The 24,079-nt window shown below is 58.2% G+C and carries 18 protein-coding genes; 1 reads left to right on the top strand and 17 read right to left on the bottom strand.

From position 1 onward, the window contains the following. Positions 1-331: 331 nt before the first annotated feature. The 16 genes from rnc to DW088_RS08455 form a co-directional block, all read right to left on the bottom strand. Positions 332-1,000: a ribonuclease III gene (gene rnc, locus DW088_RS08530; RefSeq protein ID WP_117750987.1), complete on the bottom strand. Its 669-nt coding sequence runs from the start codon at positions 998-1,000 to the stop codon at positions 332-334. A gap of 22 nt (positions 1,001-1,022) precedes the next feature. Beyond that, entirely contained in the window at positions 1,023-2,039 is a 1,017-nt protein-coding gene (plsX, locus tag DW088_RS08525) for a phosphate acyltransferase PlsX (protein WP_118360393.1), read from the bottom strand. 1 nt (position 2,040) lies between these two features. Next, positions 2,041-3,345, bottom strand: a complete 1,305-nt coding sequence (gene trmFO / locus DW088_RS08520) for a methylenetetrahydrofolate--tRNA-(uracil(54)-C(5))-methyltransferase (FADH(2)-oxidizing) TrmFO (protein WP_118360392.1) — start codon at positions 3,343-3,345, stop codon at positions 2,041-2,043. Further along, positions 3,342-5,828 (bottom strand): type I DNA topoisomerase, encoded by a 2,487-nt coding sequence (gene topA, locus DW088_RS08515; RefSeq protein ID WP_118360391.1) that lies wholly within the window; start codon positions 5,826-5,828, stop codon positions 3,342-3,344. The genes trmFO and topA overlap by 4 nt, the downstream gene beginning before the upstream one ends. Before the next feature lie 286 nt (positions 5,829-6,114). Continuing rightward, positions 6,115-7,362, bottom strand: a complete 1,248-nt coding sequence (gene dprA, locus DW088_RS08510) for a DNA-processing protein DprA (RefSeq protein ID WP_118360390.1) — start codon at positions 7,360-7,362, stop codon at positions 6,115-6,117. 13 nt (positions 7,363-7,375) lie between these two features. Beyond that, positions 7,376-8,143 (bottom strand): TrmH family RNA methyltransferase, encoded by a 768-nt coding sequence (locus tag DW088_RS08505; protein WP_147356558.1) that lies wholly within the window; start codon positions 8,141-8,143, stop codon positions 7,376-7,378. Further along, complete coding sequence (locus DW088_RS08500) at positions 8,140-8,796, bottom strand: potassium channel family protein (RefSeq protein ID WP_118285384.1); 657 nt, start codon at positions 8,794-8,796, stop codon at positions 8,140-8,142. The genes DW088_RS08505 and DW088_RS08500 overlap by 4 nt, the downstream gene beginning before the upstream one ends. Positions 8,797-8,887: 91 nt before the next feature. After that, entirely contained in the window at positions 8,888-10,258 is a 1,371-nt protein-coding gene (locus tag DW088_RS08495; protein ID WP_243029844.1) for a TrkH family potassium uptake protein, read from the bottom strand. Between the two features lie 488 nt (positions 10,259-10,746). Continuing rightward, entirely contained in the window at positions 10,747-12,120 is a 1,374-nt protein-coding gene (locus DW088_RS08490; protein WP_199720424.1) for a TRAP transporter large permease, read from the bottom strand. After that, on the bottom strand, positions 12,117-12,659 hold the full coding sequence (locus DW088_RS08485; RefSeq protein ID WP_110436437.1) for a TRAP transporter small permease subunit: 543 nt from the start codon (positions 12,657-12,659) through the stop codon (positions 12,117-12,119). The genes DW088_RS08490 and DW088_RS08485 overlap by 4 nt, the downstream gene beginning before the upstream one ends. 62 nt (positions 12,660-12,721) lie before the next feature. Then, positions 12,722-13,873, bottom strand: a complete 1,152-nt coding sequence (locus DW088_RS08480; RefSeq protein WP_118285385.1) for a TRAP transporter substrate-binding protein — start codon at positions 13,871-13,873, stop codon at positions 12,722-12,724. Between the two features lie 93 nt (positions 13,874-13,966). Beyond that, complete coding sequence (gene dctP, locus DW088_RS08475) at positions 13,967-14,968, bottom strand: TRAP transporter substrate-binding protein DctP (protein ID WP_118360388.1); 1,002 nt, start codon at positions 14,966-14,968, stop codon at positions 13,967-13,969. A gap of 181 nt (positions 14,969-15,149) precedes the next feature. Continuing rightward, positions 15,150-15,875 carry a response regulator transcription factor gene (locus DW088_RS08470; protein ID WP_118360387.1) on the bottom strand — a complete coding sequence of 242 codons (726 nt, stop codon included), beginning with the start codon at positions 15,873-15,875 and terminating at the stop codon, positions 15,150-15,152. Continuing rightward, positions 15,869-17,341 carry a sensor histidine kinase gene (locus DW088_RS08465; protein WP_158574644.1) on the bottom strand — a complete coding sequence of 491 codons (1,473 nt, stop codon included), beginning with the start codon at positions 17,339-17,341 and terminating at the stop codon, positions 15,869-15,871. The genes DW088_RS08470 and DW088_RS08465 overlap by 7 nt, the downstream gene beginning before the upstream one ends. Positions 17,342-17,547: 206 nt before the next feature. Further along, on the bottom strand, positions 17,548-20,118 hold the full coding sequence (locus DW088_RS08460) for a hybrid sensor histidine kinase/response regulator (protein WP_243029842.1): 2,571 nt from the start codon (positions 20,116-20,118) through the stop codon (positions 17,548-17,550). Then, a complete protein-coding gene (locus tag DW088_RS08455) occupies positions 20,108-20,920 on the bottom strand; it encodes a substrate-binding periplasmic protein (RefSeq protein ID WP_117489432.1) in 813 nt (270 codons plus the stop codon). Before DW088_RS08455 ends, DW088_RS08460 begins: the two co-directional genes overlap by 11 nt. Positions 20,921-21,150: 230 nt before the next feature. On the opposite strand from DW088_RS08455, the gene DW088_RS16540 reads away from it, so the two are divergent. Continuing rightward, entirely contained in the window at positions 21,151-23,520 is a 2,370-nt protein-coding gene (locus DW088_RS16540) for an HD domain-containing phosphohydrolase (RefSeq protein WP_118360385.1), read from the top strand. A gap of 118 nt (positions 23,521-23,638) precedes the next feature. Here DW088_RS16540 and DW088_RS08445 read toward each other — a convergent pair whose 3' ends face one another. Next, positions 23,639-24,016, bottom strand: coding sequence for a hypothetical protein (locus DW088_RS08445; RefSeq protein ID WP_118360384.1), 378 nt, complete (start codon positions 24,014-24,016; stop codon positions 23,639-23,641). Between the last annotated feature and the right edge of the window lie 63 nt (positions 24,017-24,079).

Below are 24,079 nucleotides of genomic sequence, written 5' to 3'. Positions count from 1 at the left end.
TAACTGCGTCACGCAGAAAAAAGAGGTCGATTTCTCGACCTCTTTGCAGTCTGTCGAAAAAGCTGCATTTCGACTCTTTTGCTTCGTGCGGCAGCACGCATAAAATAGAATTTGCGGAGCAAATTCATAAATTCCGAGAGCATGTATCTCGGAATTTATACAAGGGAAGAAAAAATGTGCCTGCAAGGCGCGATTTTTCTTCGAAATTCGATCGAAAGCGTGGTTTCGATCGAGAGGCTGCTCGGAAAACGTTAGTTTTTCGACAGCCTCAAAAGAGGTCGATTTCTCGACCTCTTTGCCGTTTATCTCTATTGCGGTTTGACGATAAGCGTCAGCATCCCATATTTTCCAAGGCCTTCTTCGCCGCCATCTGCTCGGCTTCCTTTTTGCTCTTGCCGATGCCCTGCGCGAACACATTGGAGTTGAGCAGCAGCTCCATAGTGAACCGCTTGTCGTGGTCCGGGCCGGACTGCCCTGCCAGACGGTATTCCAGCGTCTCCTGCTTGTTCTTCTGTACGATCTCCTGCAGCATGGTCTTGTAGTCCTTGAACGCGCCGCCTGCCAGCGCAACCTCGACCTTATGCGGGATAAACCGCAGCACGAACGCACGGGCAGGCTCGATGCCGCCGTCCATAAAGATAGCGCCGAGCAGAGCCTCTGTTGCGTCAGCGAGAATGGACGCACGCTTGCGTCCGCCGCCCATCTCCTCGCCGTGCCCCAGACGGATGGCTTCCGGGATACCGATCTCGTGCGCGATCTCGTCCAGTGCACCCTCGCAGACAACTGCCGCGCGCAGCTTGGTCAGGTCGCCCTCGGGCAGGTCGGGATAGTGCGTGAACAGATAGCCCGCCGTGACAAAGCCCAGCACCGAATCGCCCAGAAACTCCAGACGTTCGTTGCACTGCAGGTGCGTGCCATGATGCTCATTCGCGTAGGACGAATGCGTCATCGCCAACCGGAGCAGGCTTTCATCCTTGAATTTATAGTCAATTTTCAGCATTTTTGTTCCTTCTTCCTGTGGATCACTCGGAAACCGTCATGTACTGAATGTTTTCCTTTACCGCATCGATCATGCCGGATTTGGTGTACGCAATCGCCTGACGGACAGCGTTCATCACCGCGATTTCGTTGGACGAGCCGTGCGCCTTGATGACCGGCTTTGCGATGCCGAGGAACGGCGCGCCGCCAATCTTGTCCTGATTGAACACCTCGCGGAAGTCGTCCATGCCTTTTTTGCACAGCAGATAGCCGAGCTTGGTGCCAACAGACGCCATAAACACGCCCTTGATCTCCTTCGACATGAACTTGGCTACACCCTCAATGGTCTTAAGCTGCACATTGCCGGTAAAGCCGTCGCACACCGCAACGTCGCACGCGCCGAGCGGAACCATGCTGCCCTCTACATTGCCGACAAAATTCAGACGGCCCTCGTCGCCCGCCTTTTTCAGCAGCGCGTAAGCCTCCTTGCGGAGCGGATCGCCCTTGGTATCCTCCGTGCCGTTGTTGACAAGACCGACACGCGGCTTGACGACGCCGTTGATCCTCTCCGCGTACAGCGAAGCGAGGAACGCAAACTGCAGCAGCATTTCGGCGGTGCATTCGGTGTTTGCACCCGCATCGCACAGCATAACCTGACCGTTCGCGCACGGCATAACCGGTGCCAGCGCACCGCGTCGGATGCCCTTGATGCGGCCGCCGTACAGCGTCGCGCCGGTGAGCAGTGCGCCGGTGTTGCCCGCGGAAACGAGCGCATCGCCCTCGCCGGCCTTGAGCAGCTTGAACGCTACCGCCATGGACGAATCCGGCTTGCGGCGGAGTACCGTTGCGGGATCGTCATGCATATCGACCAGATCGTTTGCGGGCATGATGGTAATGCCCTTGACATCGGAAAGTCCCTTCTCCTTGAGGACATTCGCTACGACCTCCGGCTTGCCGACCAGCAGCACTTCCTCGCCGTATTCCTTCGCAGCCAGCGCACCGCCCCATACAGCGGATTCGGGCGCGTTATCGCCGCCCATCGCATCAACGATGATCCTCATATTAAAGCTCTCCCTTCAGTTTTTCGATCTGCTCGAGCGCCCGCTCGGAGATTTTGGTATTCTTCTCCCGCTTGCCTTTGATTTTATAGCCGAGCGGCTCGATAATGCCGAAGTTTACGTTCATCGGCTGGAATTTCGCAACCGTGTGGTCGGAAATATAGGTCGCCAGTGCACCGGTGGCGGTCAGACGGTCGAGTGTCGGCATCGGTTTGCCGAGCACATCCATCGCGGTTGCCACGCCTGCCACCCAGCCGGAGGCGGTGGACTCCACATAGCCTTCTACGCCGGTCATCTGGCCCGAAAAGCGGATGCGCGGGTCGGCTTTGAGCGCGTAAGTTGCATCCAGCAGGCGCGGAGAATCCAGGAATGTGTTGCGGTGCATGACACCATAGCGCACGAACTCAGCGTTACGAAGCGCCGGAATCATGGAGAACACGCGCTTCTGCTCACCGAACTTCAGGTGGGTCTGGCAGCCGACCAGATTGTACAGCGTGCCGTTTGCGTTGTCGCGGCGCAGCTGCAGGACTGCATACGGATCCTTGCCGGTTTTCGGGTCCGGCAGGCCGATGGGCTTCAAAATGCCGAAACGCAGTGTATCAAAGCCGCGGCGCGCGTTGACCTCGATGGGCATGCAGCCCTCGAACACCTTGGAGTCCTCGAAGCCGTGCACCGGTGCTTCCTCGGCGGTGGTCAGCGCATTCCAGAATGCCTCGTACTCCTCGCGGGAGAACGGGCAGTTGATGTAATCCGCCGTGCCCTTGCCGTAGCGGGAAGCCTCGTATGCGGAATCCATGTCGATGCTCTCAGCCGTGACGATCGGCGCGGCGGCATCGTAAAAGTGCAGGAAATCACCGCCGACCTTGGCGTGGATGGCGTCAAACAGCGTATCCGACGTCAGCGGACCTGAGGCGATTACGACTCTGCCCTCCGGAATCTCCGTTACCTCACCGTAGACCACCTCGATATTCGGGTGGTTCTTGATCTTCTCGGTGACGGCTGCCGCGAAGGCCTCGCGGTCAACCGCCAGTGCGCCGCCCGCCTCTACGCGGTGCGCATCCGCACAGGAGAGGATAAGGCTGTCCAGACGGCGCAGCTCCTCCTTCAGCAGACCGGCGGCGTTCGCCAGCTCATCCGAGCGCAGCGAGTTGGAGCACACCAGCTCAGCGAAATCGTCCGAGTGGTGTGCAGGCGTATGCTGCACCGGTTTCATCTCACACAGGCGCACGGAGATGCCGCGCTGTGCCAGCTGCCATGCAGCCTCACAACCGGCCAGTCCTGCGCCGACTACTGTTACCATTTCACTCATTCGGCGCTCTCCTTTGCCGTGGTCTTTTTCTTTGCGGCAGGCTTTTTCGCTGCTGCTTTCTTCTCAGCGGCTTTTTTCGCCTTCTCAGCCGCCTTTTCTGCTTCATACTTTGCCAGAGCCTTGGCGTACTGCTCCTGCTGCTTGGCAGTCAGCTCCTGTACAGCCTCGTCCTTCAGCTTTTTGAATTTATTGGTGGTCTTGGTCATCCACGGCAGGGTTTTCTTCGCGGTGGATTTCTTGACAGCCGCCTTTTTCGTTACCTTCTTGACCTTTTCCTCGGTCTCGCCGTTCTTCTCGGCGGCTTCCTTTGCGGCAGCACGTTCCGCAGCCTTGGCGGCACGCGCTTCGCGCATCTTGCGGCGCTTTTCGGTCTCCTCAGGCGACAGACCCTCCTTGACCAGCTCCTTGTAGCCGCAGCCCTCACGCAGACAAACGTCCGTGACCTCCTTGGAATCGCGGTCGGTGTGGCGGAACAGCGAGGAATCGCAGTTCGGGCACTTGGTCTTGAGCGGCTTGTCCCACGTCATAAACTGGCAGGTCGGATAGGTGTCGCACGAGTAGTACACATAGCCGCGTGCGGACTTTTTCTTGACGACCTTTGCACCGCAGACCGGGCACGCAGCGCCGGTGTCCTCGGTGATGGGCTTGGTGTTGGTGCACTCCGGGAAACCGGGGCACGCAAGGAACTTGCCGAACCGGCCGGACTTGATGACCATGTTGCGTCCGCATTTCTCGCAGATAACGTCAGTCACCTCGTCCTGAATCTTGATGCGCTTGCCCTCGAGGTCGATCTCCGCCTGCTTGAGCGCGGCTTCAAAGCCGTCATAGAAGTTGTGCAGCAGCTGGATATAGTTCAGCTTGCCCGCTTCGACCTCGTCCAGCTCGTGCTCCATGTTGGCGGTGAACTCGTAATCGGCAACCGACTTGAACTCGTCAACCAGCAGGCCGGTAACGCCTTCGCCGAGCGGTGTCGGACGGAGCGCCTTGTTCTCCTTGGTGACGTAATCGCGGTCAATGATGGTGGAAATCGTCGGCGCGTAGGTGGACGGACGGCCGATGCCGCGTTCCTCCATCGCGCGGATGAGCGATGCCTCGGTGTAGCGAGCCGGCGGCTGCGTAAAGTGCTGGGACGGCTCGATCTTCTCGGCGGTCAGCTTGTCGCCCTGATCGAAGCGCGGCAGCGGCTTTCCTGCGGAATCCTGCTTTTTCTCGTCGTCCGTGCCCTCCTCGTAAACCGCAGTAAAGCCCGGGAATGCGACCGTATGACCGGATGCACGGAACACCTGACCCTCGCAGACAATGTCGGCAGAAACCGTATCGAGAATGGCGTCTGCCATCTGGCAGGCCACAAAGCGCGACCAGATCAAGCGGTACAGCTTGAACTGATCGGGCGTCAGGTACTTGCGGATTTCCTCGGGCAGCAGCTGCACGTTGGACGGACGAATCGCTTCGTGCGCGTCCTGCGCGTTGCCCTTGGTCTTGAACACACGCGGCTTGCCCGGATAATATTCCTCGCCGTAGCGGCCGCGAATGAATCCGGCAGCGGCAGCGGTGGCCTCATCCGCCAGGCGGAGCGAGTCGGTACGCATGTAGGTGATAAGACCGGTCAGACCGTATTCACCGAGTTCAATACCTTCGTACAGCTCCTGTGCGATGCTCATCGTGCGGCGCGGTGTCATATTCAGCTTGCGGCTGGCTTCCTGCTGCAGCGTCGAGGTGATGAACGGAGGTGCGGCGGTACGCTTTTTCTTGCCGCGCTTGATATTGCCGACGGTGAACGGCTTGCCGGTAACAGCGTTGACAACATGCATCGCCTGCTCTTCGTTTTTCAGCTCGGCCTTGCCGTTCGCATCGCCGTAGTAGCGCGCGGTGAACTGACCGCCGTCCGCGGTCTGCAGCAGAGCCTCGATCGACCAGTATTCCTCCGGCACGAATGCGCGGATTTCGTTCTCACGATCCACGACCAGACGGGTTGCAACGCTCTGCACACGGCCTGCGGACAGACCGCGCTTGACCTTGCGCCACAGGAACGGCGACAGCTGATAGCCAACGATTCGGTCGAGAATGCGGCGTGCCTGCTGTGCATTTACCAGATCGATATCAATATCGCGCGGGTTCTCGATGCCCGAACGGACCGCCTGCTTGGTGATCTCGTTAAAGGTCACGCGGCGGGAATTTTTGTCTTTGAGCTTGAACAGCTCCTTGATGTGCCACGAAATCGCCTCTCCCTCGCGGTCAGGGTCAGTTGCGAGATAGACGAAATCGCTCTTGCGGATTTCGCTGCGGATTTCCTTGATGATTTTATCTTTACCCTCGATCGGCACATATTCCGGCTGGAAATCGTGCTCGATATCGATGCTCATTTTCTTTTTCGGCAGATCGCGCAGATGTCCCATCGAAGCCTTGACGACATAGTCCGAACCGAGATATTTTCCGATCGTCTTTGCCTTGGCCGGTGACTCCACGATGACTAACTTAGACATAAAAACCTCCAGAAATGGCTTCGTACGCAACCACGCTTGCGTACGAGAGGATGTACCGAACCGCGGGTTCGGATACATCCCATGCGGAGAAAAGTTCCTCCTTCGTCGAAACTTCTCTCCGCACTTGTATAAAAAGGGTGATACACAAGGTGAATTGCCGCGTAGCGGCAAGAGAAGGTGGTCTGGACCATGCTCCCCCTTTTTATGAATTTCCTGCGGAAATTCTATTGAATGCGCACCCTACGGTGCGGAATGCGTGTATTTCTTTTCTTCTCTCTCCTGTTTATCACCAGGTGCCGAGGATGAGTCTGCCCTTTTCGCGGCGCAGAATCCCATCCATTTCCAGCATAGTGACAAGGCTCATCACCCGCGGTGCTGCCAGACCGCAGCGGTCGATCAACTCCTCGGGCGTGCTCACACCGTCCCGCACAAGCGTAACGATGGTCTTTTCATCCTCATTTAAGCCGTTCGGCAGCGGTTTTGCGGCCGCGGACGGCTGTCTGTGTTCGACTTTCGCCTTTTCTGCCGCAGCAGCGCGGCGCTGTTCGGCCTGCTGCTCGCGCCTGCGAATGTCCTCCCACGCGCTCCGTGCCGCCGGTTCCGGATACTCGCCGGTCTGGCGCCGGAACGCCTGCTGTACCGCCTGTTCGGGCATCATGCCGCCGTAGGCGCGCACGAGCGTCACCGGGCTGCTGAGCAGCGCGGCTTCGCCTTTCTCGATCAGCTCATTGCACGACTGCGACTGCGGCGCGTCGATCGGACCGGGCACGGCGTACACATCGCGTCCCTGATCGAGCGCGTGACGCGCGGTAATGAGCGCACCCGAACGCCAGTCGCTCGCCTCCACGATGACGGACGCGACCGACAGACCGCTGATGATGCGGTTGCGCTGATGGTAATTGCGTCCGTGCGGCTCGGTGCCGGGCGGATATTCGCTGATGATAGCCCCCATGAGCAGGATATCGCCCATCAGGCTGCGGTGCTGCGGCGGATAACACACATCGGGTCCGCCCGCCAGCACGGCGACGGTCAGACCGCCTGCCTTCAGTGCACCGCGGTGTGCCGCGCCGTCATTGCCGAGCGCCATGCCGCTGACGGTTATCATGCCCGTCCGGGCAAGCGTTGTGCCGATCTGATCGGCGACTTTCAGGCCATATGGCGTCGCCTTGCGCGTGCCGACAACGGCTACGGCGGGAACGCTGTCGAAATCCGGCCAACGTCCGCGCACATACAGCACGGTCGGCGGATCTGGGATCGCCCGCAGGCGGTCCGGATAAGCGCTGTCGCCAATGGTAATGATCTGGATATTCTTTTCCGTGCAGGACCGGATGACCTGCTCGGCTTCGGACGTATCCTTGTCGCACAGCAGATCGACATGGGTCTTGCGCAGCTCACACGGCGCAGCTGTCAGTGCCTGCCGGTCGGCAGCGAACACCGCCTCCGGAGAGCCGAAGGCATCGAGTACCTCGGCGGCTGTACGCGAGCCGAGTCCGCGCTTGAGCGAAAGCCAAACATAGCTGAGTCTTGACGGCATAGTGCCCGCCTCCTCATTTTGTCATTTCGTAGATCACGATGGCCGCGGCAACGCCCGCATTGAGCGATTCGGCACGGCCCTTCATAGGAATGATCACGCGCTTATCGGACAGACGGAGCGCCTGCTCGGTCACGCCCTTTCCCTCACTGCCGATGATAACGGCGGCTTTGGAAAGCGAAACCGAGGAAAGCGGCACGCTGTCCTCATGCAGCGCGGTGGCGTACAGCGGCAGACCGTTCCGGTGCAGCCGTTCGGCGGCCTCCGCAAGCGGGAGCGTCACGCACGGCAGACGGAACACCGCGCCCATCGTCGAGCGCACGACCTTGGGTGAAAACGGATCGGCGCAGCCCTCGCACAACACAACGGCACCGAGCGCGAACGCTTCGGCGGTGCGTAAGATCGTGCCAAGGTTGCCCGGGTCCTGTAAGCCGTCCAGCAGGAGCACCTGCCCGGCTCCATCCAGCGCGTCCGCCGTCCACTGCGGCTGCTCGCAGGAAAAGATGACATTCTGCGGTGTTTCCACCTCGCTGGCGAGTTTGAACAGCGCATCCGGTGCAGAATACAGGGTAGCTCCCTGCTCTTCCGCCTCTTTGACGAGCGGACTGTCCCAGCCGTCTCTCACAAGCACGGTTTTCAGCTTCGCGCCCGAACGCAGTGCTTCTCCCAGCATTTTTTCGCCCTCGCACAGCATTTCCCCCGTGCTCCGGCGGTATTTTCGTTCCCGTCCCAGCCGCGCAAGGTGCTTGAGCGCGGCATTCTGACGGCTTTGTATCTCAATCAATCCAGTTCCACCACCCTGCTCACAAATTTATTTTCGCCCATGATAAACAGAAGATCATCCGCCTCGATGGCTCTATCCGGCTTAGGACTTGCATCCAGTGCACCCTGTTCACCATGACGGACGGCGAGCACATTCACTTTATGCTTCTGCCGCACGTCAAGCTGCACCAGCGATCTGCCGACCCAGCTTTTCGGCGCGTGTATCTCCAGAATGCTGTATTCGTCCGACACGCCGATAAAATCCACCACGTTGGTATGTGCCAGGCGCTGCGCCAGCTTGCAGCCCATTTCGCTCTCCGGCAGGACAACACGGTCCGCACCGACGCGCTCGAGCACCTTGGCATGCACAGTGCTTCTCGCTTTGGCAATGATGTATTGCGCGCCCAGATCCTTGAGCATGACTGTGATGAGGATGCTCGCCTCCATATCCGTACCTACCGCAACGATACAGCAGTCGAAGTTGCGCACGCCGACGGCCCCCAGCACGGCTTCGTCCTGCGCGTCGCCCTGCATGACCTGCGTCACATCATCCGCGATGCGCTGCACGCTCTCGACGTTCTCGTCGATGGCAAGAACCTCCTGACCAAGCTCGGTCAGCTCCTGCGCAACGGCGGTACCGAATCGGCCCATGCCGATCACCAGAAAGGATTTCATATCTGTCTCTCCTTTGGATAACTGCTTAATCTACTTCACCATAAAGGCATCATCACGCAAAATGCCGAAAATATAATTGCGGAATGCTGCCTCAACCAATAAACACATCTGCGTCCGGGTATTTGAGCCTTGGCGGCTCTCTGCGGCGCATGAAAACGGCAACGCCGAGCGTCAGCACACCGACACGGCCCATATACATCATCACGATCAGAATGACGCGCGAAGCCGCCGCCAACGTCGGTGTCAGACCCATGCTCACACCGACCGTGCCGAACGCGGAGACCGCTTCAAACAGGCACTGGTGAAACGGTGCGTCCTCGATTCCGGCGATCGCACAGGCGCCGACCAGACAGAGCACGCCGCCTGCCATGAGCAGAGTTACGGCGTTCATGATGCTGCGCGGCGCAATCGTCCGGCCGAACGCCGAAACCGTTGTGCGCCCGCAGAAGGCGCTGATGGCCGTGAGCACGAGCACGGCCGCCGTCACGGTCTTGATGCCGCCTGCTGTTGAGCCGGGCGATCCGCCGATGAACATGAGCAGGCACGACACCGCCTGACTCGGGCCGGTAAGCGCGCCGAGATCGATGGTGTTGAAGCCTGCTGTGCGCAGGGTCACGGACTCAAACGCCGCCGCAAGCAGCTTGTGCGGGGTATCGAACGCACCGAGCGTTGCCGGATTGCTCCACTCGAACAGCAGCGTCCAGCCGAAGCCGAACAGCAGCAGTCCTGCCGTAGCCGTCAGCACGATTTTCGTGTGCAGGCGCAGGCGGCGGAAACTGTGCTTGTCCCACACGTCGCTCCACACGAAAAAGCCGAGACCGCCGAGCACGATGAGCGCCATCACCGTAATGTTCACGAGCGGATCCTCCGCCCAGCCGATGAGCGACTGAAACGGATCGTCCGGTGTGCCCATCAGGTCAAAGCCTGCGTTGCAGAATGCCGAAACCGCGTGGAACACGCCCATTGTGATTCCCTTCGGGAAACCGTAATGCGGCACGAACCGGCAGGACAGCAGAACCGCTCCCGTCCCTTCGATGATGAACGTGCCGAACAGCACGCGCCGTGTCAGACGGACAATGCCGCCGCCGTCCGACAGATTAAGCCCCGCGCTCATCACCATGCGCTCGTGCAGCGTGATCGTTCGCCGCAGGACAAACGACGCAATAGCCGCGACGGACATAAAGCCGAGTCCGCCGATCTGAATCAGCAGCAGGATGACGCACTTGCCGAATACCGACCAGTGCACTGCCGTGCTGACCGTGACGAGTCCGGTAACACAGCTCGCCGAGGCTGCTGTAAACAGCGCGTCGAGAAACGGCGTTATCTGTCCGTCTGCCGCCGAAACCGGCAGCATCAGCACCAGCGCACCCACCAGAATCGTCAGCGCAAAGCCGACGGCAAGCACCGTCGGCGCCCGCAGTCCCAGATGCCGCTTATGCACCATAAAAATCTGCGTCTGCACGATGAATCCCCTCCTTTAACGATGATACGCTGAAAGCCTGAACGTACCGTTCAGGCTTTAAACAGGCATACATTATATAGTAGTATATCATCGAATTTTTGTCTGTTCAATATAATCTTATACCCGAAATTTTTCGATAAGTCAAGCGATTTGCGGAATTTTTCCACGCAAGAATAAGCAAGTGCTCTCTGATTTCCAACAGATCAGAGAGCCCGGAGGGGGCTGCCGCCGGCAAATACTCCAACAATCCGGCAGACAGAGATTTATTCCACAGTTCAAACGCATCTACACATGTCCCTTTTCACGGTGAGAGGGAACCGCATCGAACTGCGAAATAACACAGGTAACAAATGGTACGTTTTGCGTACTTATCCAGTATAACACCATATCCTGCACAGTCCATAGGCATTTTTTGCCCAAAGCCTGCTATTCCTTACTGCAAATGAGCCTTCCGGCACAGGTGGCTGCCGGAAGGCTCAGGAGAAAGATTAAGATGCTACCAGATTCGGGAGGAAATATACAACCTGCGGGAATACCGTTACCAGAATTACCACTGCGATGATAATCAGGATGAACGGGATAACGCCGCGGTAGATTTCCTGTATTTTGACCGACGGCGGCACAATGCCCTTGATGTAGAACAGTGCGAAGCCGAACGGCGGCGTCATGAAGCAGGTCTGCAGCATAACAGCCGTAACTGCGACGATCCACAGACGGTCAAAGCCGAACATATCCATAATCGGCAGGAAGATCGGGAATACGATCATAACGATGCCCAGCCAGTCGAGGAACATGCCCATAAAGAATACGATCGCCATCATGATTGCGAACGCGCCCCACTTGCCGATGCCAACGCTCGAAATCCAGGTTGCAATCAGCTGGTCGCCGTCGAGCGACATGAAGATGCCGGTGAAGGCAGACGCGCCGAACAGGATGATGAATACCATCGCAGATGTCTTTGCGGTGTCGATCAGCGAATCGTACAGCATCTTCCAGCTGAACTGCTTGTAGAAGATGGCGAGGATGAGCGAGAACAGTGCGCCTACGCCTGCTGCCTCGGTCGGGGTTGCCCAGCCGGTAAAGATAGAACCGAGCACGCCGACGATCAGGATGAGCGGCGGGATCAGGTTGACGAGCGAACCGATAATGCGCTCACCCAGCGGCATGGCAGCCAGCTCTTCGGTGGTCATCGCCGGACCGTAATCCGGGTGGATATGGCAGATGACGAACACATAGATCATGTAGAACAGCGACAGAACAAGACCCGGAACGATGGCGGCGAAGAAGATCTTGCCGACCGATACATTCGCATAGGAGCCCATCGAAACCAGCATGATGGACGGCGGAATCAGGATACCGAGCGAACCGCCCGCACACACCATGCCGCACGCGAGAGACGGCTTATAGCCGCACTTCAGCAGCACCGGTACGGACAGCATGCCCATGGTAACAACGGATGCGCCGACGATACCGGTCGTGGCAGCGAACACAGTGGAAACCACGATCACTGCCAGACCGAGACCGCCCTTCAGAGGACCAAGCAGGTAGCGGATAGAGAGGAACAACCCATCCGCGACCTTGGAATGTGTCAAAAAGTTTGCCATCAGCACGAACATCGGGATGGCGACCATGGAATAGCTTTGCATCTGGTCGTACACCTTGGTCATGGCGATGGTGATGCCCGGACCGCCCCAGGCGAGATAGCCGATAATAACACCGGCGCCGCCGAGGACGAACGCAAGCTCCTGACCGGTCGCAAGACCGATGATCATAGTAAGGAACAATACGCCAAGCAGGATCGCGCTGAGCTGTGTTGCGCCCACGCCGGACTGCGTGACAAGATTGGTCAGCATTTCCATCATGCAGCGTCGCCTCCCTTCGTATCATCCGTGCCGGAAACGGCTTCACCGATGCCGCGCACGCACTTGAGCATCTCGGAAATGCCCTGCAGTGCGAGCAGCGTCATGCCGACGAACAGTGCCAGCTTGACCGGCCATGCCGGCGGCGCCCATACCGAGTAGCCGCGCTCACCCGTGGTATACGAGCGAAGGAAAAATCCGAAGCTCTCGGGCACGAGCACGAATACGAACGGAACAAAGAACACCAGATAGGTAATCAGGTGCAGAATGTTCTGCGCAAGCGGTTTAAGCCGTGCATACAGCACATCAACCGCAACAAAGGCCTTCTTCTGGAAGCCGTAGGCGCAGACCATGATAATGTAGCAGCCGAAGGTCATGCAGATGACGTCCATCGTCCAGATCTGCGGACTGTGGAACAAACGGCGCAGCACGACTTCGGTAACAATGACCGCGAGAATGCCAAGAACGGCGAAGGAAGCAATCCTGCCGATCCAGTCATTGACGAGGTCGATCACATCGCAGATGCGTTTGATCACTTTCATATATTACACCTCATCTTCTGAGGCTCCGTGCTCTCAAAAGAGAGCACGGAACACTCTGTCGGTCACTTTTCGGATTCATCGTAGTTGAAGCCCCAGCCGTAGTCACCGAGCATTGCACGGTAGGTATCGGCGTGTTCACGGTAATCCTGCATAGAGCTGTATACCATGTTGAAGTTTTCATTCTTCGCAGCTTCTTCTTCGTAAACCTGACGGCAGGTCTCACGGATGGTATTCCAGTCGTCCTGGTTCATCTTGGTGACGACGCAGCCGTCCTCCTCGAGCATCTTCTTGGTGGAATCGAAATCCATCCACAGGTAGCGGGACAGCTGCTCGGAGGTGCAGATCTCAGCCGCCATCTGGATGGCGTTCTGGTACTCCTCGGGGAGCTGATTCCATGCATCCTTGTTGATCATAACGCCGTTGACGCCGCCGGACTGATACCATGCAGGCGAGCACCAGTACTTGGCAACCTCCTGCAATTTCAGCGAATCATCCGAGCACGGCGTAGAGAACTCGCCGCCGTCGATAACGCCGCGCTGCAGGGACTCATAAAGCTCGCTTGCCGCAACGGTGGTGATGTTGATGCCGAGCTTTTCCGCTGCACGGCCGGCCATAACGCCGCCGAGGCGGATCTTCATGCTCTGCATGTCCTTGATAGAAGTGATCGGCTTGGTCGAACGGATACCGGACTCTGCGTGGTTGATCATAATCGGGAAATACGTCATGTTGTACTTGCCGTACATATCCTGATAGCACTGCAGACCGCCGCCCTGGGTGATCCAGATGTAGTAGTCCATGCCGGTGAAGTTATCCATCGTGGTAGAGAGCAGCTCAAAAGCGGTATCTTTGCCGCTCCAGTAGCCGCCCCAGTCACCGCCGCACTGGATGGTGCCGTTCTGGACATAATCAAACAGCTGATTTGCCGCACACAGCGAGCCTTCCGGATAGTTGGTGATGGTGAAGCGTCCGTCGGTCAGCTGGCTGACCAGCTCGGAGAAGCGCTCGTCACAGGTGAAGTGAATGTTGCCGTCACCCCAGGTGGAACCCATCTTCCAGGTGATGACCGGCAGATCACTGCTGCCGCCTGCAACTGCATTGGCGTTTGCCGCATCCATCATGCCGCTGTCCGCGGCATTGCCGCAGCCGGACAAACCAAGGGTTGCCGCACCGACTGCACCGCAAAGCAGACCTGCCATCAATCTTTTGATTTTCATCTTTTTAGCCTCCTTGTTCGTTTTCCTCTATCGAAAACGCCGTTTTGCGGGCGTTTGCGAACAAACTGCTCGTGCACAAGGAGGGGATTCTCGCTAATCGCTGTCGGCCAGTGCCTGTACGGCCTGCACGACCTCCTTCTGCTCATCGGAAAGGTGTTCGTAAATCGGCTGCACCGCTGCACGGAACTTATCGGCCTGCTCCTCATCGAGCAGCGCCATGTAGCAGCCGCTGCGGGATGCATGCAGCATTGCTCGAACCTCGGCACTCTGCCAGTGGTCGCGCTGCCACGAAGCCGCCTCGGCGGCGCACCGCTCAATGATGGTCTGCTCCTCCTGGGAGAACGTTTCCCACGTTTCCGAGGACGCGACCAGCACATCCGCGTTGTAGGAATGTCGGTCGTACGTCCAGTACGGTGCAAGCTGATAGTAGCCGCTGTCCACATAGGTAGGCAGCGTGCTCTCGGCGCCGTCAATCCGGTCGGTGCGGAGCGCGAGCGCGATTTCATCCGGCGGCAGCGTCACCGCCTCGGCGCCCCACATCGGAATGACCTGCTTCATCTGCGAGGAATCCTCGGTGCCGAGCCGCAGGTCCTTCATGTCATCGAGTGAGGTGATCGCCTTTCCGGTCGTGAAAAAGCACCGGTAACCGGCATAAAAATAGCTTAAACCGGTAAGGCCCTTGTCCTCGAGCGAGGCCATCACCTGCTGACCGACTGCGCCGTCCAGCACCCGGAACAGGTGCTTGTCCGAGGTGTACTCGTACGGCAGCTGCAGCGCCGCGAGCTGCGGTGCATACGCCGCGGCAGACGAGATTGGCGTGCGTACAAAATCAATGCCGCCGTACACGCACTGCTCAAGTGCGGATGCATCGGTGCCAAGCTCGTTATCAAAACTCGGCAGAATTTGTATCGCGCCGTCCGTTTCCCTGCGCACCTGATCACAGAAGCGCTGACACGCCTGATTGGCGAGGTAGTTTTCGCTCTGTCCGCCGGCAAGGCGGTAATAGCGGATATGCGGCTCGTCCGTGCCGCCGGTACATGCACAGAGCATGAGCAGCAGCCATCCGACGATCACACACCGAAAGCGTTTATTCATCTTTCCATCTCCTATTATATAGGGTGACAAGTTCCGGCAACATCGTAAATACTTGCGGTAGACAGGTAAAATCACAGCGCACTGAAAATCTTCACATTCTTTTTTATGACATTTGCATAAACACTTTGGCAGGAATAATAAATTTTCGTTTGGATTCCGTAAATCCTGCTGCGCAGCTCGTTCAGTTTGCGTTATGATTGCGGTACTCGGTAGGCGTTACGCCCAAATGCCGCTTGAACACCTTCGTGAAGTAGTTTGCATCCGTGTAGCCGACCCGGACGGCAATTTCCCGTACCGGAATGTCGGTCTGCTGCAGCAGCTCAACCGCACGGTCGATACGGTAAGCGGTCAGGTATTCAAGGAAGGTCTGGTTGTATGAGGTGCGAAAAAAGCGTGAGAAGTAGAACGCACTCATGCCCATCGCCTCTGCCGCCTGATCGAGCGACACATCCTGCATGTAATGATGCTCCAGCCACACGGAAAACTGGGTGCAGAACGCATTTCCCGGCTTGTCCCCGCATACCGCCGGACGGCTTTCCGGCAGCAGATTCAGCTTGCGCAGGCAGGCGGTAATCTGGGCACTGTCGAACGGCTTGACCAGATAATCCGTTCCGCCGGCCCGCATGGCGCCTACGGCGTAGTCGAAGCGGTCGAAGGCAGTCAGGAACACGATGTGCGTTTCCGGCATGGCTTTGTGAATGATGGCTGCCGCATCAAGGCCGTTCATCACCGGCATTTCAATATCCATCAGCACCAGCTGCGGCTGAATTTGACGGGCGCGTTCAACCGCCTCCCGTCCGTTCGCAACTCCCTCGATGAGGGCATCCGCGCCAAGCAAATCGCGCATCTGTCCGCTCAGATTCTGCAGGCTCAACGGTTCGTCCTCCGCGATCAGTACCTTTAACATATATGCTCTTCCCCTTTCATGCGCAGTATGATGCGGGCTGTCGTGCCCAATCCGGGACAGCTGACAATGCGGAAGCTGCCGCCGGACAGCGCAATGCGTCCCGCGATATTCTGCAGGCCGATGGAACGATGTCCCTCGGCGGTGTTCTGTTTCATTTTGCTGCGCGAGAAGCCGCCGCCGTTGTCCGTAATCTGGATGCGGCAGCCTTCCGGTGCAAGCTGCGTCACAATGCGGATGCGGCCGCCCGCACTGCGGCTGCGCATACCGTGTACGATAGAGTTTTCCACGATTGGCTGCAGTGTGAATTTCGGCAGTTCACAGGCCGCACAGCGGCTGTCGCAGTCCATCTCGAACGAAATGCGTTCACCGAACCGCAGCTCCTGCAGTGAAATATAGTCGCGCAGCAGCGCAAGCTCGCGGTCGAGTGTTACCACGCTGTCATCATGGTCAAGCGTGTAGCGGAAGAAGTTCGCCAGCCGCACCACCATGTCGCCGGTGACGGTCGCCTGCTCGATTCCGGCCATGTTGGCCACGCTCTGCAGCGTGTTGAACAGAAAATGCGGGTTGATCTGGCTCTGCAGCTGTGCAAAGCGGCTCTGCTCGATCAGCTGCCGCAGACGTGCTGCCTCGCTCTCCTGCTGACGCAGGGATTTTTCCAGCTGTGCTTCGCTTTCCAGTGCGTGGATCGTCCGCGCGATCTGGTGCTTGAGGTGGTTAAACGAGTCAGCGAGCATACCGATCTCGTCCGAGCGTGCAAAGTTGAAGTCCTCAATGTCGTATTCGCCATCCGCGACGCGGCGCGCACCGCGGCTCATCTGCTGCACCGGCAGCAGCAGGCTGCGTGCGTAGTACAGCATCGCGCCTGCAAACAGCACGCTGCCGATCGCGGCTACGATGGTAAATACCATGTTCTGCGCGGTACCCCGCTGACCGAGGACCAGATAACCCTCGCGTCCCTCCATCAGAAAGGCCGCCGTCAGCTGGTCGGTGTATTGCGTCAGATAGCTGCCCTGTGTGCGCAGAGCTTCGTAGTTCACCGCGTCAAATGTGCCGCCATGCAGCTGCGCGATGAACGTCTCCTGACGGACTCGATAGCTTTTCATCGTGCGGTCGATGACCTGCTTGAGCACCTCGCTCTGCGTGTTGCCGTCGGTCTCTGCGCTACGCAGCCGCTCCCACGCACAGGCGGTGTCCTGCACGGCGTCCGCATATTTGTCGATCGTATCGGACCCGGGCGCCGCAAGCGTCAGCTCGCTCAGAAGCGCATTTTCCTGCTCCATGGCGTTCATGTAGTCCGTGCAGCGTGCATATTCGGACAGGATATCATTGCTTTTCTCGCGGTAATCGTAAAAATCGTTCATTAACAGTCCCACCACCAGCAGAATGGGAATGACGAATGCGCAGCTCAGCACGATCGCCTTGTTCACAATGGACAGACGCACCCACCATTGACGTACTCCGTGCACAGGCCCACCTCCTTTGTCAGATTTTATCATAAGCCAATCGATAAGCAATGTAAACCTTTTATGGACAAAAAAGGTAAAAAAATCCGCCGTACCGGCGATGTGCAAAGAAAAACGCAGGAAGGCATCCCTAACGGACGCTTCCTGCGTTTCCTATTCAGTCTGATCCGGCGGCTTCATTATCGAATAACGCGATGAAAATGAAAGCGTTACGGTGACAGCTTCTCCCGGAGCATCGCGAGCAGCTGCTGCATATCGAACGGCTTGGAAAGATGGCCGTTCATGCCTGCCTTCTCTGCGTTCTGCCTGTCCTCGTCAAAGGCGTTCGCCGTCATGGCGACAATGGGCAGACCCGCCTTTTCGGCATCCGGCAGAGCGCGGATGGCACGCGCGGCCGCATAGCCGTCCATGATCGGCATCTGAATGTCCATCAGCACCAGATCATAGTACCCGGGCGCGCTCTCGCGCACCTTGTCGACCGCAATCTTTCCGTTTTCCGCCGTGTCCACCTCGAATCCGCCTTCCTCGAGCATCGTCACCGCGATTTCGCGGTTGAGGGCGTTATCCTCGACGACCAGCAGCCGTTTTCCGGCGAAATCCGCCTTTTTCTCCGTCTGCTCCGCAGGCTCTGCCGAAAGAAACGGTTCAGCCAGTACGCGGCGCAGCTCGGACATGAACAGCGGCTTGGCGCAGAACGCGGTCACGCCTGCGGCTTTTGCCTCAACCTCGATATCCGTCCAGTCGTAGGCGGTCAGGATGATGATTGGGGTGTTGCTGCCGATCATCTTGCGGATGCGGCGCACGACCTCAAGACCGTTCAGATCGGGTATCATCCAGTCGATGATGAAGACATAGAAGCCGTCACCCTGCTCGATCGCGTCCTGCGTACGGACGACAGCCTCATGTCCCGAGGTCGTCCAGTCCGACCGCATGCCGATCATGCGCAGCATTTTGCTGACGTTCAGACAGGTGTCGGTGTCATCATCCGCCACAAGCGCGCGCAGACCCTCAAGCTGGGGGATACGCTGCGGCACGGCCTGCTCTCCGCTGATGGGAAAGCGCAGGGAAACCGTGAATTCCGAGCCCTTCCCCGGCTCGCTCTCGACCGAAATACTGCCGCCCATCATATCGACCAGATTTTTCGTGATCGCCATACCGAGGCCGGTTCCCTGAATTTTGCTCACGGTTGAGGTCTCCTCGCGCGCAAACTGCTCGAAGATATGCTCCTGAAACGCCGAGCTCATGCCGATGCCGGTATCACGGATATGGAATTCATAGTCCGCACTGCCATGCGGCGCGGTCTGCTTCTGAACGATGCGCAGGGTGATCATGCCGCCTACCGGGGTGAACTTGATGGCATTGGACAGGATGTTGAGCATGATCTGATTGAGGCGCATGGGGTCGGCAACCACATTCTCGTCCTCCACATCGACCATGTCGATGAAAAGCGAGATGCGCTTGGCTGTGATGCTCGGCTGGATGATATCGCGCAGGTCGTGCACAAGCTCGGGCAGCTGCACCGGGCGCAGCTCGAGTGAGACCTTGCCGCTCTCGATGCGGCTCATATCGAGCACATCGTTAATAAGCGAGAGCAGATGCTGGCTCGCCGTTGCGGTCTTTTTCAGGTAGTCGAGCACCTGCTCGCGGTTGTCGATATGGGTGGCCGCAAGCGAGGTGAAGCCGATGATCGCGTTCATCGGCGTGCGGATGTCGTGCGACATATTGAACAGAAATTCGCGCTTGGCGCGGTTTGCCGCCGTTTCCTGACGGATAGCGCGTTCAAGCTCGGCGTTTTTCTGCTCAAGCGAGGTCTGATATTCCTTTTCGAGCGTTTTCTGCTGCTGGAGAAAGCTCTTTTCCGTGCCTCGGCGCACAAACAGAAGCAGCGTCAGAACGATCGCACAGGCGAGGAACGACACAGCCAAATTGACCGGCGTCTTCGTGTAGAGCAGTCTGCCCGGGACATATATATAGTAGTAGAAGTTGCGCCCGTGGCTGTACATGCCGTAGTATCGGGTCAGTCCCCTGCGTCCGGCATAGACTAGCCGATCGGCATGGCCGCTCGAGCGGATGCGGCGGAGCAGATCATTTTCCGTGGTATCCGTACCGATGAGGGATAGATCGTCCGACGCGGTTACGCGGTTGCCGTCCGACAGGAGCACGGTTCCCGTGGTCTCGGCGTCGTAGCCGTCGAGCAGATTCTGCACGGAGAGCACGGATTTCTTTGCGAACGCCGCCCCGGTGTGCCGCCAGCCAAGCACCGCGCCGCGGTCGTCCGAACAGCTGCGCACGGCAACGTCGGCAAACGAGCCGTCGGTCAGCTGCACGCGCCGAACATAGGTGCTCTGCGGATGACCGATCACAGCGAGCACGCGCTCGGCTTCCAAATCGGTTTGCAGGCGGGTATAGCCGATGCCGTCCGTGCTGTACTCGCAGACCAGCCTGCCGTTCGCATCCAGCACCGAAATGCCGGTCAGCCCCAGCCGCTCCGCATACTGCCGCAGCTCATCCTCGCCGCAGTCAAGCGTCACGCCCTCCAGCTCCTGAACGGCGGTCGTTCCGCGCACGAGCGCCTTGGCCACGGCAGTCTCGTTATACTGCACATAGGAGGAGGACTGCTCCTTTACAAAGTCGATCAGTTCGGTCATGCGCTGCTCGCAGTCCCGCATATCCGCGTGCCGGGACAGCAGGAATACCGCGCTGAGGAACAAAAGCCCCGCTGCGAAGCACAGGCACCAGAACGTCCTTCGTAAGACAATGCGTCGGGAATTATTGTTCAAGCTGCTCCACCTCCAGACTGTGCGCGGGGACCTCGAGATATTTTCCGACCAGCTGTTCCATGCTGCCGTCCTCGCGCATCTGCGCGACAACCTCGGTCAGCTGCGCCGCAAGACCGCGTGTGTCGTGCCTGGAAAATGCCACGCCGATGCCGGTCGTCAGCAGCGGTTCATCCAGAATGCGGAAGTTCGCGCCGTAGTCCTTCATATACTGCCGGATAGCCTCCTCGTGTCCTGCTACTGCGTCCACATAGCCGCAGTCCAGCATGGCATACTGCACCCCGCGGTCAGCGAGGCTGATGACATTTCGGAAGGCCGGGACGTTTTCGCCTCCGCTCAGAAAGATCGCCTCCGGCTTGCCGGTAGCCTGCACCGCGATGGTCTTTCCGGCAAGATCGCTCATTTGCTCGATGCCGCTCTGCGCGCCGACGGCAATGACCTGACGGCTCACCAGATACGGTCCCGCCCACTGATAATCGTTCTCGCGGCCGTCCATGGAAAAGCAGCCCCATATGCAGTCGATTTCTCCGTTATCGACCAGCTCGGTCTTTTGTTCCCAGTCGATCGTGGTGAATTCCGCGCGGTATCCCATGCGGCGGAATGCCTCCTCCGCAATATCCACGTCCAGACCGGTAATGTCGCCGTTATTATCCATATAAACATAAGGCGGATAGGTGTCGCTGCCGACGGTAATCGTCGGAAGTGTGCTGTCGGATGCCGCCTCCGAGGCGCAGCCGGACAGCAGACCCGCCGTCAGCATGGTCAAAAGCGCCAGAGCGCATTTTACCCGTTTGTGTCTGTTCATACCGATGATGGTGTCCTCTCTCTTGTTCGTTGTCTGTGCCGCAGGTCGGCACAATTTATTTTTTATTATAACATGCTGCCGCGCTCCTGCACAACAGAAATTTCCGCCGTTGGCGCTGACGGAAGTTTTCCTTTATTCTGCATCGCATTGGTAGTATAATATAATTGTGCAACCGGTCAAATTCCGGTAAACAAAGGGAGGGAGAGCGACCCGGCTGCGGTCGAACGACTATGAACCGACAGAAAATTCTGATTGTTGATGACTCAGAGCTCAACCGAGAAATGCTCAAGGCGATTCTCGGTGAGGAATATGACTACGCAGAGGCAGAGGACGGCGCGCAGGCCCTCCTCATGATCCAGCAGGATATGCACATCGACCTGCTGCTGCTGGATATCAATATGCCGAAAATTGACGGCTTCGGCGTGCTCGAGCGCATGAATCAGTTCCGCTGGATTGAGGAGCTGCCAGTCATCATGATCTCCGCCGCCGAGGACCGTGCGGTTATCGAACGCTGTTACAGCCTTGGCATTACCGACTATATCCGCCGTCCGTTCGACTCCTTCATTGTGCAGCGCCGCGTCAAAAACACGCTCACGCTCTACGCCAACCAGAAGCGGCTGATGGACATGGTCTCCGACCAGATCTATCGGAACGAGAAAAACAGCCATGTCATGATCGGCATCCTCAGTCATATTGTCGAGTTCCGCAACAGTGAGAGCGCACAGCATGTGCTTCAGGTGCAGACCGTGACCGAAATGCTGCTGCGCAAGCTGACCGAAAAGACCGATGTATACAGTCTGACCGAGGAAAAGATCCGCCTCATCACCACCGCGTCCGCCCTGCACGACATTGGCAAGATCAGCATCCCCGAGAGCATTCTGAACAAGACGGGCGCACTGACGCCCGAGGAATTCAACATCATCCGCACCCATCCCGCCGTCGGCGCATCCATGCTTGAGGGACTGACGCAATACCGCGACGAGCCGCTGGTCAAGGTCGCTATCGAGATCTGCCGCTGGCACCACGAGCGCTGGGACGGCGGCGGCTATCCGGATGGCCTGCTCGGTGAACAGATCCCGATCTCGGCGCAGGTGGTCGCACTGGCGGACGTATTTGACGCGCTGACCAGTGACCGCTGCTACAAAAAGGCGTACAGCCACGACACCGCCATCACCATGATCCTCAACGGAGAGTGCGGCGCGTTCAACCCGATGCTGCTCGACTGCCTTCATGAGATCAGCATGCGCCTCCGAAGCGCACTGCCGACGCTCGCCGCCGATCAGGTGCTCCACCGCGACGCAAAGCGCCTGTCTGCCGAGCTGCTGCAAAAGAGCGATGTACCGCTCAGCGACCGCGCCCAGCGCGAGCTGGATTATGTCAAGGAAAAGCTGGATTTCTTTGTCTCCTGCTGCGGCGATGTGCAGTTTGAGTATGACGTTCCCGCCGGTACCGTCATAATAGCCGACCAAAGCCGTCCGCGGCAGCAGCAGCGCACGATACTGAACGTGCATGAACCGGACAGTCTCCGACTGCTGCGGCCGGCCGATATTGCGCGGCTAAGAGCCGCCCTCAAAGCCACAACGCCCGAGAACAATGAGCTTTCGCTCAGCCTGCTCCTGCCGGTCGGGCACGAGCAGCACTGGCACAACATCCGGATGCGTACGCTCTGGTCGCCGTTCTCCCCCGGTCACTATGTCGGCGTAATCGGCTGTCTGACCGACACGCAGAAGGTGCAGTACAGCTGTGCTCCCTTCCGCTGCACAGGCAAAAGCACAACGGACGAGCTGTCGATCGCCGATGATATACAGCGTCTGAGCGCGTTCTTTGATGTCGTCCGTCTGGTTGACCCGACAAAATACGCCGTGCTCGATCTCGATGCGGACGGCGTTCTGCACCGCACGGGTGAGCGCTGCGCCGCATTCTGGGATACCGACGTGGGCTGCGCCAACTGCATCTCTGCACGGGCGTATGCTGAGCATACTACGCTCAATAAGCTCGAATTTACGCGAAATGAGATGTATTTCGTCATCTCCAAGTATATTACGATCAACGGCACGCCCTGCGTGCTCGAGCTGGTCTCGCGGCTCAACGAGGGCCGCTGGATCGACGCAAACGGCTCACGTTTTCTGCTTGACCGCACGCGCGGCGAGGATATGCAGCTGTTCCTCGACCCGCTGACCAACGTCTATTCGCGCCGTTATTTTGAAACCTACCGCACCCACCTTGAGGGCATGGAGGGCGTGGCGCTGATCGATGTGAACAGCTTCAAGCTTATCAACGACCGCTACGGCCACGCCGCAGGCGACGCGGCGCTGCGCGACATTGCGGACGCGGTGCGCTCCTGCATCCGCAAGACCGATATTCTGATCCGTTACGGCGGTGACGAGTTCCTGCTACTGTTTCCGCGTATGACCGAGGAGGCTTTCCTCGACAAGAAAAAGCAGATTCAGCAGGCCGTGCGCGGCATCCGCATGTCGGAGTTCGCGGATGTTCAGCTTTCGGTCAGCATCGGCGGCATCTGCGGCGTACATCCGATCGCAGAGGCTATCCGCAAGGCGGATTATCTGATGTATCTGGACAAGGCAGAGCAAAAGTCCTGAAAAGCGAAATCCCCTGCCGGGGGAGACAGAAAATCTGTCCCCGGCAGGGGATTTTTTGCGTTCTTTCCAAGCGGCAGCCGCGGCAGCGCGACCGGAGCCTGCGCAAGAAGCCGCGTCTTTAATTTTGTGCTGCCTCCGCTTTCTCGACCGAAATGATCGTGCCGTCAAACGAATCGACCTCGGAGACCGTGCCCGTATAAGTCACAGTGACCGAATCGCCCTCTGCGGCATCATCCAGACCCTTCGGCGTATCGGAGGGATCGTAGGTAAATTCATAAGCGGCACCCTCGGCATCCGTTACAACGAACATGCCGTTCTTCTTCTCATCGAGCGAGCCGGTGAGCGTGTTTTCCTTCTGCTGTTCGCTGCTCGAGGACGAGGCCGCCGCAGACGATGCTGTACCGGTATCCGTATTTTCGGCGGGCTTGCTGCCGCAGGCCGAAAGCGATGCAGCCAGCAGAGCCGTGCATGCAAATACCATCAGTGTTTTTTTCATGTAAAAAGCCTTCTTTCTAAGAGAGCAGTATCTGCTCTCTTTCTCTCTATTAGACGAAGCACG

This window comes from Butyricicoccus sp. AM05-1, assembly GCF_003474415.1.
Taxonomy (GTDB): Bacteria; Bacillota; Clostridia; order Oscillospirales; family Butyricicoccaceae; genus Agathobaculum; species Agathobaculum butyriciproducens.
This window is presented reverse-complemented; position numbering and strand designations above follow the sequence as displayed.